The organism is Halomonas icarae (assembly GCF_009901955.1).
Classification (GTDB): Bacteria; Pseudomonadota; Gammaproteobacteria; order Pseudomonadales; family Halomonadaceae; genus Halomonas; species Halomonas icarae.
Genome location: NZ_WUTS01000001.1, coordinates 881,314 through 898,384 on the forward strand (window position 1 = coordinate 881,314; position 17,071 = coordinate 898,384).

The 17,071-nt window shown below is 63.3% G+C and carries 13 protein-coding genes; 5 read left to right on the plus strand and 8 right to left on the minus strand.

What is annotated here, in order from left to right:
• Positions 1 to 3 precede the first annotated feature (3 nt).
• Positions 4 to 1,011: an ArsA family ATPase gene (locus tag GRB80_RS04130; protein ID WP_237561916.1), complete on the plus strand. Its 1,008-nt coding sequence runs from the start codon at positions 4 to 6 to the stop codon at positions 1,009 to 1,011.
• 58 nt (positions 1,012 to 1,069) lie between these two features.
• Here the strand turns inward: GRB80_RS04130 and nth are convergent, their stop codons facing one another.
• From nth to GRB80_RS04170, 8 genes are all read right to left on the minus strand, one after another.
• Entirely contained in the window at positions 1,070 to 1,705 is a 636-nt protein-coding gene (gene nth, locus GRB80_RS04135; protein ID WP_132041193.1) for an endonuclease III, read from the minus strand.
• A gap of 228 nt (positions 1,706 to 1,933) precedes the next feature.
• A complete protein-coding gene (locus tag GRB80_RS04140; protein WP_161422628.1) occupies positions 1,934 to 2,719 on the minus strand; it encodes an RnfABCDGE type electron transport complex subunit B in 786 nt (261 codons plus the stop codon).
• Positions 2,720 to 2,725: 6 nt separating this feature from the next.
• Positions 2,726 to 4,762 (minus strand): methionine--tRNA ligase, encoded by a 2,037-nt coding sequence (gene metG / locus GRB80_RS04145; RefSeq protein ID WP_161422629.1) that lies wholly within the window; start codon positions 4,760 to 4,762, stop codon positions 2,726 to 2,728.
• A 101-nt stretch (positions 4,763 to 4,863) separates the two neighbouring features.
• A complete protein-coding gene (gene thiI / locus GRB80_RS04150) occupies positions 4,864 to 6,345 on the minus strand; it encodes a tRNA uracil 4-sulfurtransferase ThiI (protein WP_161422630.1) in 1,482 nt (493 codons plus the stop codon).
• Between the two features lie 133 nt (positions 6,346 to 6,478).
• Positions 6,479 to 6,760, minus strand: coding sequence for a hypothetical protein (locus GRB80_RS04155; protein ID WP_132041189.1), 282 nt, complete (start codon positions 6,758 to 6,760; stop codon positions 6,479 to 6,481).
• Positions 6,761 to 6,988: 228 nt separating this feature from the next.
• Positions 6,989 to 8,965 (minus strand): EAL domain-containing protein, encoded by a 1,977-nt coding sequence (locus GRB80_RS04160; RefSeq protein ID WP_161422631.1) that lies wholly within the window; start codon positions 8,963 to 8,965, stop codon positions 6,989 to 6,991.
• Positions 8,966 to 9,247: 282 nt separating this feature from the next.
• Positions 9,248 to 10,462 (minus strand): 1-acyl-sn-glycerol-3-phosphate acyltransferase, encoded by a 1,215-nt coding sequence (locus tag GRB80_RS04165; protein WP_132041183.1) that lies wholly within the window; start codon positions 10,460 to 10,462, stop codon positions 9,248 to 9,250.
• The gene (locus GRB80_RS04170; RefSeq protein WP_161422632.1) at positions 10,459 to 11,391 is read right to left on the minus strand and encodes a recombination-associated protein RdgC; all 933 of its coding nucleotides are present in this window, start codon (positions 11,389 to 11,391) and stop codon (positions 10,459 to 10,461) included. Before GRB80_RS04170 ends, GRB80_RS04165 begins: the two co-directional genes overlap by 4 nt.
• A 153-nt stretch (positions 11,392 to 11,544) precedes the next feature.
• Between GRB80_RS04170 and GRB80_RS04175 the strand changes: the two genes are divergently transcribed.
• The 4 genes from GRB80_RS04175 to pheA all read left to right on the plus strand — a co-directional run bounded on the left by GRB80_RS04175 (position 11,545) and on the right by pheA (position 17,068).
• Positions 11,545 to 11,964, plus strand: a complete 420-nt coding sequence (locus GRB80_RS04175; protein ID WP_132041181.1) for an acyl-CoA thioesterase — start codon at positions 11,545 to 11,547, stop codon at positions 11,962 to 11,964.
• Positions 11,965 to 12,100: 136 nt separating this feature from the next.
• Positions 12,101 to 14,836: a DNA gyrase subunit A gene (gene gyrA, locus GRB80_RS04180; RefSeq protein ID WP_161422633.1), complete on the plus strand. Its 2,736-nt coding sequence runs from the start codon at positions 12,101 to 12,103 to the stop codon at positions 14,834 to 14,836.
• A 31-nt stretch (positions 14,837 to 14,867) separates the two neighbouring features.
• Positions 14,868 to 15,971, plus strand: a complete 1,104-nt coding sequence (gene serC / locus GRB80_RS04185; protein WP_132041179.1) for a 3-phosphoserine/phosphohydroxythreonine transaminase — start codon at positions 14,868 to 14,870, stop codon at positions 15,969 to 15,971.
• 5 nt (positions 15,972 to 15,976) lie between these two features.
• Positions 15,977 to 17,068 (plus strand): prephenate dehydratase, encoded by a 1,092-nt coding sequence (pheA, locus tag GRB80_RS04190; RefSeq protein WP_161422634.1) that lies wholly within the window; start codon positions 15,977 to 15,979, stop codon positions 17,066 to 17,068.
• The last annotated feature ends 3 nt before the right edge of the window (positions 17,069 to 17,071 follow it).

Here is a 17,071-nt window from a genome sequence, read left to right on the forward strand (position 1 = left end):
TCAATGAAAGAACTTCTGGAAAAACGTCTGCTCTGGGTGGGCGGCAAGGGCGGGGTCGGCAAGACGACCGTCGCCGCGGCCCTGGCGGTGCTCGCGGCCCGCCGTGGGCGGCGGGTGCTGGTGGTCTCCACCGATCCGGCGCACAGCCTGGGCGACGTTTTCGATCGTGAGCTGAGTGATGTGCCGCGGCGGCTGCTGCCCAATCTCGATGCCATGGAGATCGACCCGGATGCCGAGGTGGAGGCCCACCTGACCCGTGTCACCGCCCAGATGCGCCGCTACGCGGCACCGGAGATGATGGCCGAGCTCGAGCGTCAGATGCGACTGACCCGGCAGTCACCGGGCACCCAGGAGGCGGCACTGCTGGAGCGGCTGTCGCGCCTGGTCACCGATGATTCGGGGGAGTGGGACCTGATCATCTTCGATACGGCCCCCACCGGACATACCCTGCGCCTGTTGACGCTGCCCGAGGCGATGGCCGCCTGGACCGATGGACTGCTGGCCCATAGTCGCAAGTCCGAGGAGCTGGGCAAGGTGCTGTCACACCTGGCGCCCAAGCGCGGCAAGGATGTTTCGACGCCGTTCGATGACCCCCATGAGGATGGGCTGGCGGACCTCGATGAGAAGACACGCGATGTGGCCAGGACCTTGATGGAACGACGGCGGCTGTTTCATCAGGCACGCCGACACATCGAGAATCCGGACGAGACCGGTTTCCTCTTCGTGATGACCCCGGAGCGACTGCCGATCCTCGAGACGGCGCGCGCGGTGGCGGCCCTGGAGGAGGCCCATGTGCCGGTGGCGGGCACGCTCGTCAATCGGGTCATTCCCCCGGAGGCCGACGGTGACTTCCTCAACGCACGCCGTGAGCAGGAGGCCACCTACCTGAGGCGCATCGACGAGGAGCTGGGGCATCTGCCGCGCCCGCGGCTGCCGTGGCTACCCACCGATGTGCAGGGCATCGAGATTCTCGAGCAGCTGGCCGAGCGTCTCGAGGCGGAAGGCTTCTAGCGTTGAAACGGCCTTGGTCGCGCCCACTCATGCAGAACATGATGGTTGGCGCTTTCGCTCACAGCTCGATCTTCTCCTTGAACTCGCACAGATCCTCGATCACGCAGCTGCCGCAGCGGGGCTTGCGGGCGATACAGGTATAGCGGCCGTGCAGGATCAGCCAGTGGTGGGCATCCTGCCGGAACTCCCTGGGCACGTGGCGCAGCAGCTTCTTCTCCACCTCGACCACATCCTTGCCCTTGGCGATGCCGGTGCGATTGGAAACCCGGAAGATATGGGTATCCACGGCGATGGTGGGCTGGCCGAAGGCGGTGTTGAGGATCACGTTGGCGGTCTTGCGCCCGACGCCGGGCAGCGCCTCCAGGGCGGCGCGCGTCCCGGGGACTTCGCCGCCGTGCTTCTCCACCAGCAGATGGCAGGTCTTCATCAGATTCACGGCCTTGGTGTTGTAGAGGCCGATGGTCTTGATGTGTTCCTTGAGTCCATCGAGGCCCAGCTCGATGATCGCCTGGGGGGTATTGGCCACGGGGAAGAGCCGCGCGGTGGCCTTGTTGACGCCCACATCGGTCGCCTGAGCGGAGAGCAGCACCGCGGCCAACAGCTCGAAGGGGGTTTCCCAGTGGAGCTCGGTGGTGGGGTGGGGGTTGTGCTCGCGCAGCCGCGCGAAGATCTCGTAGCGTTTCTGGGCGTTCATGGCAGTCCGTGGCGATGGAAAGGCGGCGTTGCACCACTATCCGGGGCTTACCCGGCGACAGGTCTGCGAGGAGGCGCTGTGAATACGTCCCTGTACGCTACCGACGCCTTCCTTGGCGTAGGACCTCCTCTTCGACCTGTCCCCGGGGCCCCTACCTTTGGCAGTAAAACCGCGAGTCCGGTTTGGGTTTGATTGGCTTTGGCTCGTGATTTCGGAGAGGGACTAGCTTTACTCGCTCTTGTCCAGCGCGCTTCTGGCCTCGGCGAGCAGCCGCTCGGCTTCGGGCAGCTGGGCCAGTGCAGTGGCCTCGGCCTTGTCGTCGCCGCGGCGGCGAGCGCTCTCCAGCTGCTGTTGCACACGCTTCAGGGCCTGCTCGGCGGCCTTGAAGGCCATTCGCCGCTGGCGCTGGATGACCGCGCCACCGGGTGAACCGCTAGTCCCCTTGCTGGCAGAGCCGCGCCGTTGTTGCATCAGTCGCTTCTGGCGCTCGAGTCGCTTGTCGCGGGCCTCCCGGGCCTGGCGTTGCTGTCTGGTGCGGTGGCGTCGGCGACCCAGCTCGGCGCGACGCGCCAGGTAGGCGTCGCGCTCCGCATCGCTTTCGGCAGACGCCCAGGCGGGGTGAGGCACGAGGTCGATGCAGTCCACCGGGCAGGGCGCCACGCAAAGCTCGCAGCCGGTACACTCGTCGGTGATCACCGTATGCATGCGCTTGGCCGCCCCGAGGATGGCATCCACCGGGCAGGCCTGAATGCACTTGGTGCAACCGATGCACTCGGCCTCCCGAATTACCGCGGCCAGGGGCAGCTGGGCGGGCTCCGCCAGAGGCTGCTCGGGCTGGCCGGTCAGGGTGGCCAACCGAGTGAGCGTCGGCTCGCCGCCCGGGGGGCAGCGGTTGATCGGCTCGCCCTCGGCGATCGCCTCGGCATACGGCAGACAGCCATCGAAGCCACACTTGCCGCAATGGGTCTGGGGCAGCAGGGCATCGATGGCCTCGATCAGGTCATGGTGACTCACGGTGGCTCAGGTCACCCGCTGACCGGGCTCGGCGCCGGAGTCCGGCGAGAGCAGATAGATGCCCTCGTCGTTGCCCGAGGCCAGCACCATGCCTTCGGAGATGCCGAAGCGCATCTTGCGCGGCGCCAGGTTGGCGACCATCACGGTGAGGCGACCCTCCAGTGCCTCGGGGGCATAGGCGGCACGGATGCCCGAGAAGACCGTACGGCTCTCTCCGCCCAGATCCAGGCTCAGCTTGAGCAGCTTGTCGGCGCCCTCGACATACTCCGCCTTGGCGATGCGTGCGATGCGCAGGTCGACCTTGATGAAGTCGTCGAAGGAGATCTCCTCGGCGATCGGTTCCTCGGCCAGGGGTCCCCTTGGGGTCTCCTTGAGCTTCTGTTCTTCCACCAGGTCCTCCTTGGATGCCTCGATCATGGCGTCGATTTTATCCTTCTCCACGCGGGTCATCAGCGGCTTGAACTTGGCAATCTCGTGGTCGAGCAGCAGCTCGTGCCGGCTATGCCAGTCGAGGGAGTCGAGCTTGAGGAAGCCACGGGCCTGCTCGGCCATGGCCGGGACTACCGGCGCCAGATAGACCATCAGCTGACGGAACAGGTTGATACCGACCGAGCAGATATCCAGCACCTTCTGCTCGCGCCCCTCCTGCTTGGCCAGTACCCACGGCTCCGCCTCGGCGATATAGGTGTTGGCCTCATCGGCCAGCTCCATTACCAGGCGCATGGCGCGGCCGAATTCGCGGGTCTCGAACTGCTCGGCGATCTCGTCGCCGGCGCTGATGAAGCGGGCGACGCGCTCGGGCTCGGCACAGTGGACGGAGAGCTTGCCGCCACCCAGCTTCTTGACGAAGCCGGCGCAGCGGCTGGCGATATTGACGACCTTGCCTACCAGGTCGCTGTTGACCCTGGCGGCGAAGTCCTCGAGGTTGAGGTCGAGGTCGTCGACCCGCGAGGTGAGCTTGGCGGCGAAGTAGTAGCGCAGATATTCCGGGTTGAGGTGGTCTGCATAGGTGGCGGCCTTGATAAAGGTGCCACGGGACTTGGACATCTTGGCGCCGTTGACGGTCACGAAGCCGTGGCAGTTTACCGCCGTCGGGGTGCGGAAGTCGGCACCATGCAGCATGGCGGGCCAGAACAGGGCGTGGAAGTAGACGATATCCTTGCCGATGAAATGGTAGACCTCGGCATCGCTACCCCTCTTCCAGTAGCTGTCGAAGTCGATGCCCTCGCGGTCGCAGAGGTTCTTGAAGCTGGCCAGGTAGCCGATCGGGGCATCGAGCCAGACGTAGAAGTACTTGCCTGGGGCGTCGGGAATCTCGAAGCCGAAGTAGGGCGCGTCACGCGAGATATCCCACTCGTTGAATCCGGCCTCGAACCACTCCATCAGCTTGTTGCGGATCTGGGGCTGGACATGACCATCGTTGATCCAGCCATGCATGAAGTCGGCGAAGTCGGGCAGCTTGAAGAAGTAGTGGGTGGAGCTGCGCACCTCGGGCGTGGCGCCGGAGATGGCCGACACCGGGTCGATCAGCTCCGCCGGGGTGTAGGTGGCTCCGCACGCCTCGCAGTTGTCGCCGTACTGGTCGTCGCTCTTGCACGAAGGGCAGGTGCCCTTGATGAAGCGGTCGGCCAGGAAGAGCCCCTTCACCGGGTCGTACATCTGCTCGATGTCGCGGGTCGCGATATGGCCCTTGTCGCGCAGGCGAGTGTAGATCAGCTCGCTGAAGTAGCGGTTCTCTTCCGAGTGGGTCGAGTGGTAGTTGTCGAAGGCGACGCCGAAGGTCGCGAAGTCCGCCTGGTGTTCCCGGCTGACACGCTCGATCAACGCCTCGGGTGTGATGCCTTCCTGCTCGGCGCGCAGCATGATCGCGGTTCCATGTGCGTCATCGGCACACACGTAATGACACTGCTGGCCACGGCTCTTCTGGAAGCGCACCCAGATATCGGTCTGGATATATTCGAGCAGGTGGCCGAGGTGAATCGCGCCGTTGGCATAGGGCAGGGCGCTGGTGACCAGAATCTTGCGAGTGGCGTTCGTCGACATGTCGGCTCTTGAATCCCTGGAAAATCAGATGCTCGATTGTAGCCGGGATGGCGTCTCGCCGCACCCGGCATCCTCGTGTGCAACAGCCCCGGCCTATCCACTCAGCGCCGGGCGGAGGCGTGATAGACACCAAAGTGGGTAAGGCCTCGGTCATGGAGGTGTAGCGCCTGCATACGGCTCATCACGCCCTGCTCGCAGTACAGGAAATAGTGCCGGTCGTCGGGCAGCTCCGGGGCACGCTGTTGCAGCTCGTAGAAGGGGATCTCGAGGCGTTGGCCCGACTTCAGGGCGAGCGGGGCCACCTCGCGCTCTACCGGAGGGCGAATGTCGATAACGCTGACATCCTCGCCCGCGTGGGCTTCGGGGACATCCTCGCCGGCCTGGTGGCCAGTTGAGACGTGCTGGTCCTCGCCGAGGCGGTCGGTACGGGTGGTCTCGGCGGCCTCGATGACGGCGTCCAGTATGGCAAAGTCGAACTCGGCCTCGGCCTCGGCGATCTGGTCGCGACGGGCTCGGGTGTTGGGGCGTCGCGAGATGACGCCGCAATACTCTGGCATCACTTCGGCGAAGCGGGCGGTATCGATCTGTCGCGCCTGGTTGATGATGGTCTGCTTGTCATCGGTCAGCAGCGGACGCAGTATCGGCAGGTCGCTGGCATCATCGATCAGCGCCAGGTTGGTCAGGGTCTGGCTGGAGACCTGGGCGATGGCGTCACCGGTGACCAGCGCCGGTATGCGGGCACGCAGGGCGATGCGTGAAGCGGCCCGCGCCATCATGCGCTTGAGCACCACACCCATCATGCCGTCCGGCACCTTGCGCAGGATCTCGCCGACCACCGGCTCGAAGGGGACCGAGATGAAGTTGACGCGATGCGACAGGCTGTAGCGTTGCCAGAGGTGTTGGGTGACCTCACGCACGCCCCGCTCATGCTCGGGGCCGCCCAGGTTGAAGAACAGGAAGTGGGTCTTGATGCCGCGGCGGATCATTCGCCAGGCGGCCACCGGTGAGTCGTAACCGCCGGAGATCAGCGCCAGCGCCTGGCCCTGCAGGCCGAGAGGGTAGCCACCCAGCCCGGTCAGGCGCCGATCGATCAGGCGCAGTCGTTGCTCGACCACCTCTACCGTCACATTCACTTCGGGGTGCTTGAGATCGACCCTGGCATCGGGCGCGGCGGCGAGCAGTGCCGCACCGAGATGGCGTTCCAGGTCGGAGGAGGTGAAGTCGTGCTGGCCGCGGCGTTTGGCCGAGACACGAAAGCGCCGGCTGGCGATGCGCTGCTGCCAGCATGGCACGACATGAGCGGCGATATCGTCGAGGTCATCGAAATCGACCTCGCGAACCTCCTGAACCTCCTGAGCACCAGGAACCCGACAGAGGCGCGCCTCGATCTCATCGATCAGCGTCGCCTCAGCGCTATCGGGTACCGACACCATCAGCAGGTCCCATCCCGCGCGCACTCCGATGCCGGGCTCCAGAGGCTTCAGGGTATTGCGCACATTGGCGGCGAGACAGCGGGTCATGTGCTGACGAACGGAGCGCGACTTGATGGTGATCTCGGGGCTTAGCTTGAGGAGGTAGTACATGATGGTGAAGGCTGTATAGCTCTAGTCAAATCAATGGGTTGTTATTCTAACAGAGTCGTGGTGCACGAACACGCAAACGCCCGGCAGGTGCCGGGCGTCGCTGGGGGCTTGCCTGAAGGGGGAAGGCCATTACTCAGTAGAGTGCCTGCTCCTCGTTGACGACCTCACGAAGCAGCTCGAGGAAAAGCCTGTCGGCTTCACTGTGCTCCTCGGGATCCTCCGGGATATGAATGCTGGTAGTGTCCGATATCTCGTTGGCGATACGGGCCATGACCTCCTGAGAGTTGCCTTCAGGCACATGACGACGGGCGATTTCCAGCGCCTGGTCGAGAATTCGAGGATCCTGTAGCAGCTTCCTTATGAAACCCTGCAGTTCGTTGATGACGCGTGTCTTCTGAATTTCCGATGAGGACATGGCGTGCTCCTTGTGATAACCGGCCGTGTCGATGCTACGACGATAGCACGTTTACAGGACGCATTGCTGATATCTTACGGTGGTTTCTGGGTAATGGAGATAGAGTAGGCCAGTCTGACTGAGGTGCCTGGTTTCTCTCGAATTACTTTGTATTTGACTCAGGGATGTTTGATCCAGTGGAGAAATCCTCACTCGTATCATCGCTCGGTGACCCGTTGGTTCCTCGCTTCACTCAATAGACCTCGCTTGGCTGCTGGGCCGGTTCAGCTGGCGGATGCCTGGACCGGTGACGCCCTTGATCCCGAGCTTGAAGATCATCTCGGCCTCTTTCAGGCTGGCGACACCCTCGGCAATGGCTATCATGCCAATGGAGTGGCAGAGAGTGGCGATTCCCCGCAGGAGTGTCTGTTGATCCAGGCTCTCGTGAAGACCCTCGACCAGAGTGGCGTCGATCTTGATGTAGCTCAGACCCAAGCCCTCGAGGTCGGTGATACGGCGAAACTCGCGACCCACATGTTCCACACCCAATCGACAGCCGAAGAGCTGAAGCTCGCGACCCAGGCTGTGCAATGTCTCCAGGTCGTGGGTCAGCATGGCTTCCGGCACTTCGATCCAAAGCTGGCGTGCGGCTTCCCGATTGCCCTGGAGCAGATTGCGGAAGTCCAACATGAAACGACCTTCGCGCAGCGACGCCGGGGAGAGGTTGATGCCCAGCGGCATGCCGTGGCGGTTGATCTCGCGCAGTGTCTCGCGGGCCACCGCCAGGTCCAACAGAGGTTCGAATCCGAGGCGAGAGATCCAGGGCATGAAGATATCGGCCGGGCGCCACTCGCCCTTAAGGCGCAGACGCGCCGGGCACTCGAGGTGCAACAGCTGACCCTGAGTGTCGAGCACCGGATAGCGGCCTAGATATACGCCGCCATCGAGTGCCTGAGACAAGGCCTGGCGCCACTCGGCGTGACTATTGAAAAGCGTCAGGCGCTGAGCTCCCTTGGCCACCAGCTGGACAAGATGGCCGCTATTCTCGGCATTGGCGAGTGCTCCGTCGAGGCTTGCCAGAAGGGCGCTCGGTTGGTCGCCCTGGGCGTAGGTGATCAACGCCGAAGGAAGCGTGAGGGTAGCCTCCTGCTGTGCCTGCTCGAGGGTTGTCAGTCGCTGGATGATCTCCTCACCGATCAGCTTGGTGTCACTCGAGGAGGGGATCAACAGGGCGAAATCACTGCCGTTCAGGCGTCCGGCAACCCCTTCGCCCACCAGCGTGCCAACCTGTACGAGGCTCTGGCCCAATTCGTGCAATAGCCGGTCGGTTTCGGCCTGCCCCAGGCTTGCGTTGATCTTTCCCAGTCGTGACAAGCGCACCAGGGCAAGCGTGCCTGTAGCCCGATGATCACTGCGCCTGAGGGTATTGTGAAGGTGGCTCATGAAGGCTTTTCGATTGAGCACGCCAGAGACCGAGTCATGCTGCAACCGCTTGCGAAGCAGGTCGATGCGTTCACTCTCACGGCCAAGCATCTCGGCCAGGGATTCGGAAAGGTGGTTCATGGCATTTACCACCTTTCTTACCTCGCGCAGGCGAGGTTCGGGCGTGGTGATAAACTGCCGGTTACCAATCTCATGGGCTTGCTTTACCAGGCGTCGCAGCGGTCGACGAATACTTCGCGCGACCCATGCGGCGAGGAATAGACCGACTATGCAGAGCATGCCGAACCAGCCGGCAAGCTTGAGCGTCGCGAGCCACAGCGGCCGATAGGCGATGCCGGGCTGGCTCTCGAGGGTCAGAGTACTGTAGCGGTTCAAGGGGTCATTAACGGTCGCATGGCCGGCCGGTGCTTCGATGTTGGCCAGGTTGACAAACCAACGCGGAACCTCGATAGACGGCTTGCTGTCCTCATGCAGGGCCACGACATTGCCTTGAGTGTCATGCAGTGCGATGCGGCGGTAGTGGCCGGAATCAAACTGGGTGGCCAGCAGTTGAGCGACGTTATCAGGGGTCATGTTTCCCTGGCTGATGGCCAGTGCCACAGCCTCGGCATTCAGACGGTTGCGTAGTTCGGCTTGCTGTTCCAACTGGAGTCGGAAACTGGTCATGCCAATATACAGGGTGCCGCTAAAGGCCAATAAGAGTACCAGGGCGATAGTCAGCCAGAGCTGCTTGATAAGCGACACGTCGATGTACTCCCCATGGGGTTGGCGTCCAGCAGCCACGCGTCATCTCAAATACCCAGGCGTAACGGCTGCGTCGTCGCAGACGAGAGCCGACTGCCAGCTGAGCAGCTCGCGACGAATGGTTGGCACCAGTTTACAGTAGCTAACGTCAACTTACATCAGTTTACGAGAACGTCAGCAAGCGCCGAAGTCAAGGACGGGGGCGTGGCGGCTCAGATCTCGCACCCTCTCATCCTGCCGCACTTGGGCGTCTCGGCAGGCATGAGGGGGGATTGCGGCTTGTTCGTAATCATGTGGCCAGGCGTGCTGAGGGCGCTGAGCTCAGCGTGCCTCGCTCCTGGGTTCGTTCTGCGCCGCGCCTGGCGTAAAGGGGGCGCGCCCCGCCTTGTTGAGAACCGGATTGGCGTACTGGGCCAGCCACCACTCCCGAAGCTCGGCAGGCACCTGAGCAAGCCGCGTCTCGAAGCGTTCGCGATCGGCCCCGGTGATCTCGCCGAGGTCGACAAGCTCCGCAGCGTGACCCAGGGTCTCCAGTGCCAGATAGTGGCTCGGGAAGAGCTGGTAGCCTTCCAGTACCTGCCGGTCGATCTCGGCGGCGACCTCATCGGGCGCCGTGAAATCGGCGCCGAGCGGGGTGCCGAAGGTGAGCTTGACGCGCCCCTTGTGGCCGGTGATGCCGGCAACAATGGAACTGATGTCCTCGTACTGACCTTTTTCGTATTTGCCGAGTGTGTGCATCGCGTGCAGTTCGCGGGCCTTCTGTACGTCGCACGGGTCATACTCGTAGCTGATCGCGACCGGTACCAGGCGCAGTTCGCGAATCGCCTCGCCGAGGCTTGCCTGGCGATCCTCGGCCCGCCGCGACATCGTCATCATCTTGATGATCGCCGGGTCGGTGCCATCGATGCCGTCCTTGGCACGTCCCTCACGCTGGGCCATCCAGATGGAGTGATTGTCGCCGGTAATGGAGTGACGCATATAGCCGGAAAGCTTCTGGTAGGCGGCCAGCATGGCGCGTTTGCCACGTGCGCTGCGCGGCACGATGAAGCTCTTGTTGAGGCGCATCAGGTCGGTGACATAGGGCTTCTTGAGCAGGTTGTCGCCGATGGCGATGCGCACCGTGTTGCGACCCGCCAGGTAGAGGGCGTAGTTGACGAAGGCGGGGTCCAGGGAAATGTCGCGGTGGTTACCGATAAACAGATACGCCGTTGCCGGGTCGAGCCTGTCGAGTCCGGCGGTGGTGAACTCATCGGTCGTGGTGCGAATCATCCGCTCCATGTAGCCGGCGATACGCTGCTGGAACTGCTTGATGCTTTGAACGCCACGCACCTGCCGGCGCAGCGCCAGGCTTGCCAGTCGACGCGAGAGGCCAGGCATCAGGCGCGAGAGTCGCGGCAGGCGATAGCGGGTCAGGGCATCGAGCAGCTCAGGCTCCTGGGTGAGGTTCGCTAGCACCCCCGCGACCTCGTCGTCGTTGAAGGGGCGGATGTCGGCCCAGGGGTCCTGAGCGCTGCTGTCGGGTCGGTTCTCGGTCATGGTGCTTGGGTGTCGCTTGCGGTGCCGGCCTCGCCGCCCAGCCAGGCAATGAGGCGTTCGGTGTTTTCGCCCAAAGCCTGGGCCATCAGTACGAAATCGGTATCCAGGCGCAGCAGGGCGTCATCGCCATCATCGCTGGCGTTGGCCTCGTCGATCAGTGCGTCGCCGAAGCGCAGCGACTTCAGCGCCAGGTCGTCATGCAGGACGAAGCTTAGCCGGCCCTCGATCTCCACCGCCAGCTTGCTGGCCTGCCGTCCGCTCTCCAGCAGCTGCTGGATCTCGTCGCTGTCGAGGTCGACCTGGCGGGCACGCAGTACGCCGTCATCGCCCTTGGCCTTAAGCTCCACCTGGTCACCCACCACCAGATCGGCGGGGCGTGAGGCGGGGTCGGTAAGCCACTGGGTCATGGCGCGCATTGGCATTACCTGGGTTGCCAGTGGCGTGACCTTGAGACTGCCCAGGGTTTCCCGCAGCAGGTCGAGTAGCTCCTCGGCTCGCGTTCGCGAACTTGCGTTGACCCCGACCAGCCGGCGCCGGGTGTCCCACCAGAGGTCGATCTTCTGGCTGCGGACGAACGCACGAGGCAGCAGCTCCTCGACTACCTGCTCCTTGAGGGTGATCTTCTCCTGGCGGCGCAGCTTGCGCCCCTCGCGAGCCTCTACCTCGGCGGCGCGCTCGTCGACCTCTTCCTTGACGACGCTGGCGGGCAGCAGCCGTTCCTGACGCAGGGCGCTGAGCAGGCGTTGCCCCTGCAGCTCGTGAAGGCGGCTGGTGTCGGCACGACCGCCCGGGAAGGTCCAGCCAAGGCGGCGGGGATCCTGTCCGCCCAGCGGTCGCGCCGCCTGTTCGGCCAGGGCTTCTTCGAGCGTGGCGGCATCCAGCTCAGGTGCGTCGTGTAGCCGATAAAGGTGTAAGTGCTTGAACCACATGCAGCATTTTTCCCGGAGAAAAGGGTCGCCATTATCACCGAAGGGGCGCGAGGGTGCCAGCATCGATCATGAGTCAGGCATAAAACGAATGTTTGAATTTGGGAGGGGTGGATGCCTAGAATCGAGTCCTTTCAGGCCAAGGAGTGATGACCCATGGATAGTCGAATTTCCTCTGTTTCAGTGCGCGTGCGTGGTTACCATCTCGATGGCTATGGTCACGTCAACAATGCCCGCTATCTGGAGTTCCTGGAAGAGGGGCGCTGGGCCTATTTCGATGATCGCCCCGAGCTTTTTCATCGTCTGCGGCGCGGTGATGTGGCCTTCGTGGCGGTAAATGTCAATATCGACTACTGCGCGGCAGCCGTGGCCGGCGATGATCTCAAGGTCAGCAGCAGGGTCTGCGAGCTTGGCACTCGTAGCGCGCGCATGGCCCAGGAGATTCATCGACGTGGCGATGATGCACTGATCAGTCGTGCCACCATTACCTTCGTGTTGCTCGACGTGGCCGCCAACCGTGCCATTCCCATCGAGGGGGAGCTGCATGAGCTGTTGGCTCCCCTCGTACTGGAGTAGCGGTGGCGGGGCGGAACCTGAATAGTCAGCTCCCTTTGCCCGCGTCGGAGTGATATGATGTGCGGCTGTAAATGGCGCCCCAGGCAACGCCACGGCGGGCGGCCAACCTCCTGCAGTGCAAAGGATTCGACGACCCATGGGTGAGCTCGCCAGAGAGATTCTGCCAGTCAACATCGAGGACGAACTCAAGCAGTCGTACCTCGATTACGCGATGAGCGTGATCATCGGCCGGGCGCTGCCGGATGTGCGCGACGGCCTCAAGCCCGTGCATCGGCGCGTGCTGTTTGCCATGCACGAGCTCGGCAATGACTGGAACAAACCCTACAAGAAGTCCGCCCGCGTGGTGGGCGATGTCATCGGTAAGTATCACCCCCACGGTGATAGTGCCGTCTACGACACCATCGTGCGCATGGCCCAGGAATTTTCCATGCGCCATGTGCTGGTCGACGGCCAGGGCAACTTCGGCTCCATTGACGGCGACAGTGCCGCCGCCATGCGTTACACCGAGGTTCGCATGGCGCGGCTCTCTCACGAGCTACTTGCCGATCTGGAGAAGGAGACCGTCGACTGGGTCGACAACTACGACGGCACCGAGCGTATCCCCGAGGTGCTGCCCACCAAGGTGCCCAACCTGCTGGTCAACGGCTCGTCGGGTATCGCCGTGGGCATGGCCACCAATATCCCGCCGCACAACATGGGGGAGATCATCAACGCCTGCCTGGCATTGATCGATGATTACACCCTCTCCGTCGACGATCTGATGGAGCATATTCCCGGCCCTGACTTCCCCACGGGTGGCATCATCAACGGCCGTGCCGGGATCCTCGAGGCCTATCGCACCGGCCGTGGGCGCATCTACGTGCGTGCCTGCCATACCATCGAGCATGATGAAAAGAGTGGCCGGGATCACATCATCATCGATGAGCTGCCCTACCAGGTGAACAAGGCGCGTCTGATCGAGAAGATCGCCGAGCTGGTCAAGGAGAAGCGAATCGAGGGAATCGCCGAGCTGCGCGACGAGTCTGACAAGGACGGTTTGCGGGTGGTGATCGAGGTCAAGCGTGGCGAGTCCGGGGAGGTGGTGGTCAACAACCTGTTCGCCCAGACCCAGCTGCAGACCGTTTTCGGCATCAATATGGTGGCGATCGAAAACGGTCAACCGAAGATCCTCAATCTAAAGGAGATTCTCGAGGCATTCATTCGTCATCGTCGCGAGGTGGTGACACGGCGCACCCTGTACGAGCTTCGCAAGGCTCGCGAACGTGGTCACATTCTCGAGGGCCTCACCGTTGCCATCTCGAACATCGACGAGGTCATCGAGCTGATCAAGGCTTCGCCCAATGCGGCCGAGGCAAAGGAGAAGCTGCTTGCACGAGACTGGTCGCCCGGGCAGGTCACCGGAATGCTCGAGCGGGCCGGCGCCACCTCCTGCAAGCCCGAGGATCTCGAAGAGGGCTTCGGGCTCAATACGGCGGGCAGCGAGTATCGCCTGTCGCCGGCCCAGGCCCAGGCTATCCTCGAGCTGCGTCTGCACCGCCTGACAGGTCTCGAAACCGAGAAGTTGCTCGACGAATATCTCGGTATCCTCGAAAGGATCGCCGAATTGATGGCCATACTGGCGTCCGCCGAGCGTCTTCTCGAGGTGATCCGCGAGGAGCTCGTCGCGGTACGTGACCAGTTCGGCAATCCGCGCAAGACCGAGATTCAGGCCAGCCACCTCGACCTCTCCATGGAGGACCTGATCGCCGAGGAGGATATGGTGGTCACCGTGTCTCGCTCCGGCTATGCCAAGACCCAGCCGCTCTCGGACTACCAGGCCCAGCGACGCGGTGGTCGCGGCAAGTCCGCCACCGCCATGAAGGATGAGGATGTCATCGAGCATCTGCTGGTGGCCTCGACCCATGACACCGTGCTGCTGTTCTCCAACCGCGGCAAGGTCTACTGGCTCAAGGTCTACGAGATGCCGGCGGCCAGCCGTGGGTCACGCGGCAAGCCGCTGGTCAACATGCTGCCGCTGGATGAGGGCGAGTCGATCAATGCCATCCTGCCGGTGCGCGACTATGACCCCGAAAGCTATATCTTCTTCGCCACCGCCAAGGGGACGGTGAAGCGTACCAGCCTCGAGCAGTTCTCGCGGCCGCGCAGCGTCGGTCTGATTGCCATCGATCTCGAGGAGGGCGACCGCCTGGTCGGTGCAGCCATCACCTCGGGTTCCGATCATGTCATGCTGCTCTCCTCCAATGGCAAGGCGATTCGTTTCGAGGAGGGAAATGTGCGGGCCATGGGGCGTACCGCGCGCGGCGTGCGCGGCATGCGCCTCCTCGACAGTGCCGAAGTGATCAGCCTGATTATCCCCCAGAGCCAGCTGATCGATGCCGAGGCCAGTTGTGATAGAAGGGCGGAGAGTGACGCCGAGATTGAAGGCGAGGAGGGAGCGTCCGTGGAGGCCGGTAATGGCGGCCAGATCTATATCCTGACCGCCTCCGAGAACGGCTACGGCAAGTGCAGTCGCCTCGAGGAGTTCCCGCTACGCGGTCGTGGCGGTCAGGGCGTCATCGCCATGCAGACCAGCGAGCGCAATGGCTCGCTGGTGGCGGCCATGCAGGTCTACTCCTCCGATGAGATGATGCTGATCACCGACCGTGGCACCCTGGTGCGCACCCGTGTTGATGAGGTCTCGATCACTTCGCGAAATACCCAGGGCGTGATGCTGATTCGACTGGGTAACGAGGAGAAGCTGGTCAAGACGGTGCGCGTCGATGAGCCCGAGGAGTCGGAAGAGCCTGAGGGCGCTGGAGAGGCTGAAGGCGCAGATGACGCCTCCGCCGAGGCAGGTAACGAGGCTGCGGGGTCAGACCCCGAAGAAGATTGAGGGAGCTGACCCCAATGGAGAACCAGGACGCATGACACGTCATTTCAACTTCTGCGCCGGTCCGGCGGCGCTGCCTACCGCGGTGCTGGAGCGGGCCCGCGACGAGATGCTCGACTACCGTGGTCACGGCCTGTCGGTGATGGAGATGAGCCACCGCTCGGCGGAGTATGTTGCCATCGCCGAAAAGGCCGAGGCCGATCTGCGCGAGCTGCTGGCGATCCCCGCCAACTATCGGGTGCTCTTTACCCAGGGCGGGGCGACGCAGCAGTTTGCCGCGGTGCCCTTCAATCTGCTGGGAAGCGGCGGCACCGCCAACTTCGTGGATACCGGCATCTGGAGCCGCAAGGCCATCGCCGAGTCGCGCCACCTGTTCGGTGATGCCCGGGTGGCGGCTTCGAGTGAGGCCAGCGGCAATACCCGGGTGCCGCAGCAGGGGGAGATCGAGCTCTCCCATGATGCGTCCTACCTGCATGTCACCGCCAACGAGACCATCGGCGGACTCGCCTTCGACTATACCCCGCGGGGGGTGCGTCCGGACGGGGTCGAGGTGCCACTGGTCTGCGACATGTCCTCGTCGATCCTCTCCGGGCCGCTGGATGTATCGCGATACGGCGTTATTTACGCCGGAGCGCAGAAGAATATCGGCCCCGCCGGGTTGGTCGTGGTGATCGTGCGTGACGATCTGCTCGAGCGCGCACGCCCCGACATGCCCACGCTGTTTGGCTACAAGACCCTCGCCGAGGGCGGCTCGATGGTCAATACGCCGGCGACCTACAGCTGGTATCTGGCAGGGCTGGTGTTCGAGTGGCTCAGGCACGATATTGGTGGCTTGCCGGCCATGGAAGCCATCAATGCGCGAAAGGCCGCCAAGTTGTATGCCGCCATCGATGGCAGCGAGCTCTACTCCAACCCCATCGCGCCGGCGAACCGTTCACGCATGAATGTCCCGTTCGTGCTTGCTGATGAGCGACTGGACAAGCCGTTCCTCGCCGAGGCCGAGCAGGCGGGGCTCCTCAACCTCAAGGGCCACCGCAGCGTAGGCGGCATGCGGGCCAGCCTTTACAACGCCGTTCCCGAAGCTGCCGTGGATGCACTGATCGATTTCATGGCCGACTTCGAAAATAGAAAGGGCTGAATATCATGAGCGACACCCCCATCGATCTCGATGCGCTGCGCAGCCGCATCGATGATCTGGACAGCCAGCTGCTGACGCTGATGAACGAGCGCGCCCAGTGCGCCCAGCAGGTGGCCCAGGTCAAGACCGCCGAGGATGCCGGGGCGGTGTTCTATCGCCCCGAGCGCGAGGCCCAGGTGCTGCGTCGTATCATGGCGCTCAACAAGGGACCGCTGGATAGCGAGGAGGTCGCACGGCTGTTCCGCGAGATCATGTCGGCCTGTCTGGCGCTGGAGCAGCCCATCAAGGTTGCCTATCTCGGCCCCGAGGGTACCTTTACCCAGCAGGCGACCCTCAAGCACTTCGGCGAGAGTGCCATCAGCCTGCCGATGGCCGCCATCGACGAAGTGTTTCGTGAGGTGGAGGCCGGGGCGGTCAACTACGGGGTGGTGCCGGTGGAAAACTCCACCGAGGGCGTGATCAATCACACCCTGGATTCCTTCATCGATTCCGGCCTGCGTATCTGCGGCGAGGTGGTGCTGCGAATCCATCATCACCTGCTGGTGGGCGAGACCACCCGACGGGACAAGGTGTCGCGGATCTACTCGCATCCGCAGTCCTTCGCCCAGTGCCGCAAGTGGCTGGATGCCCACTACCCCCAGGCCGAGCGGGTGCCGGTCTCCTCCAATGCCGAGGCGGCACGCCTGGTCAAGACCGAGTGGCACAGCGCGGCGATCGCCGGCGACATGTCGGCCAAGCTCTATGGTCTGACCCGCCTGGCCGAGAAGATCGAGGACCGCCCGGACAACTCCACGCGCTTCCTGATTATCGGCAATCAGGATGTGCCCATGTCCGGTGATGACAAGACCTCGATCGTGGTGGCCATGCGCAACCAGCCCGGGGCGCTGCATGATCTGCTCGAGCCCTTCCATCGCCATCAGATCGACATGACACGCCTGGAGACCCGTCCCTCGCGCAGCGGCGTGTGGAACTATGTCTTCTTTATCGACTTCAAGGGGCATCACGAGGAGCCCCGGGTGGCCGCGGTGCTGGAGGAGGTGCGCTTGCGCGCCGCAGAGGTCAAGGTGCTGGGGTCCTACCCCGTCGGTGTGCTCTAGGGC

Coding starts and splice junctions, on each gene's coding strand:
- GRB80_RS04130 (WP_237561916.1), top strand. CDS start 4: ATGAAAGAACTTCTGGAAAAACGTCTGCTCTGGGTGGGCGGCAAGGGC.
- nth (WP_132041193.1), bottom strand. CDS start 1,705: ATGAACGCCCAGAAACGCTACGAGATCTTCGCGCGGCTGCGCGAGCAC.
- metG (WP_161422629.1), bottom strand. CDS start 4,762: ATGTCGACGAACGCCACTCGCAAGATTCTGGTCACCAGCGCCCTGCCC.
- thiI (WP_161422630.1), bottom strand. CDS start 6,345: ATGTACTACCTCCTCAAGCTAAGCCCCGAGATCACCATCAAGTCGCGC.
- GRB80_RS04155 (WP_132041189.1), bottom strand. CDS start 6,760: ATGTCCTCATCGGAAATTCAGAAGACACGCGTCATCAACGAACTGCAG.
- GRB80_RS04165 (WP_132041183.1), bottom strand. CDS start 10,462: ATGACCGAGAACCGACCCGACAGCAGCGCTCAGGACCCCTGGGCCGAC.
- GRB80_RS04170 (WP_161422632.1), bottom strand. CDS start 11,391: ATGTGGTTCAAGCACTTACACCTTTATCGGCTACACGACGCACCTGAG.
- GRB80_RS04175 (WP_132041181.1), top strand. CDS start 11,545: ATGGATAGTCGAATTTCCTCTGTTTCAGTGCGCGTGCGTGGTTACCAT.
- gyrA (WP_161422633.1), top strand. CDS start 12,101: ATGGGTGAGCTCGCCAGAGAGATTCTGCCAGTCAACATCGAGGACGAA.
- serC (WP_132041179.1), top strand. CDS start 14,868: ATGACACGTCATTTCAACTTCTGCGCCGGTCCGGCGGCGCTGCCTACC.
- pheA (WP_161422634.1), top strand. CDS start 15,977: ATGAGCGACACCCCCATCGATCTCGATGCGCTGCGCAGCCGCATCGAT.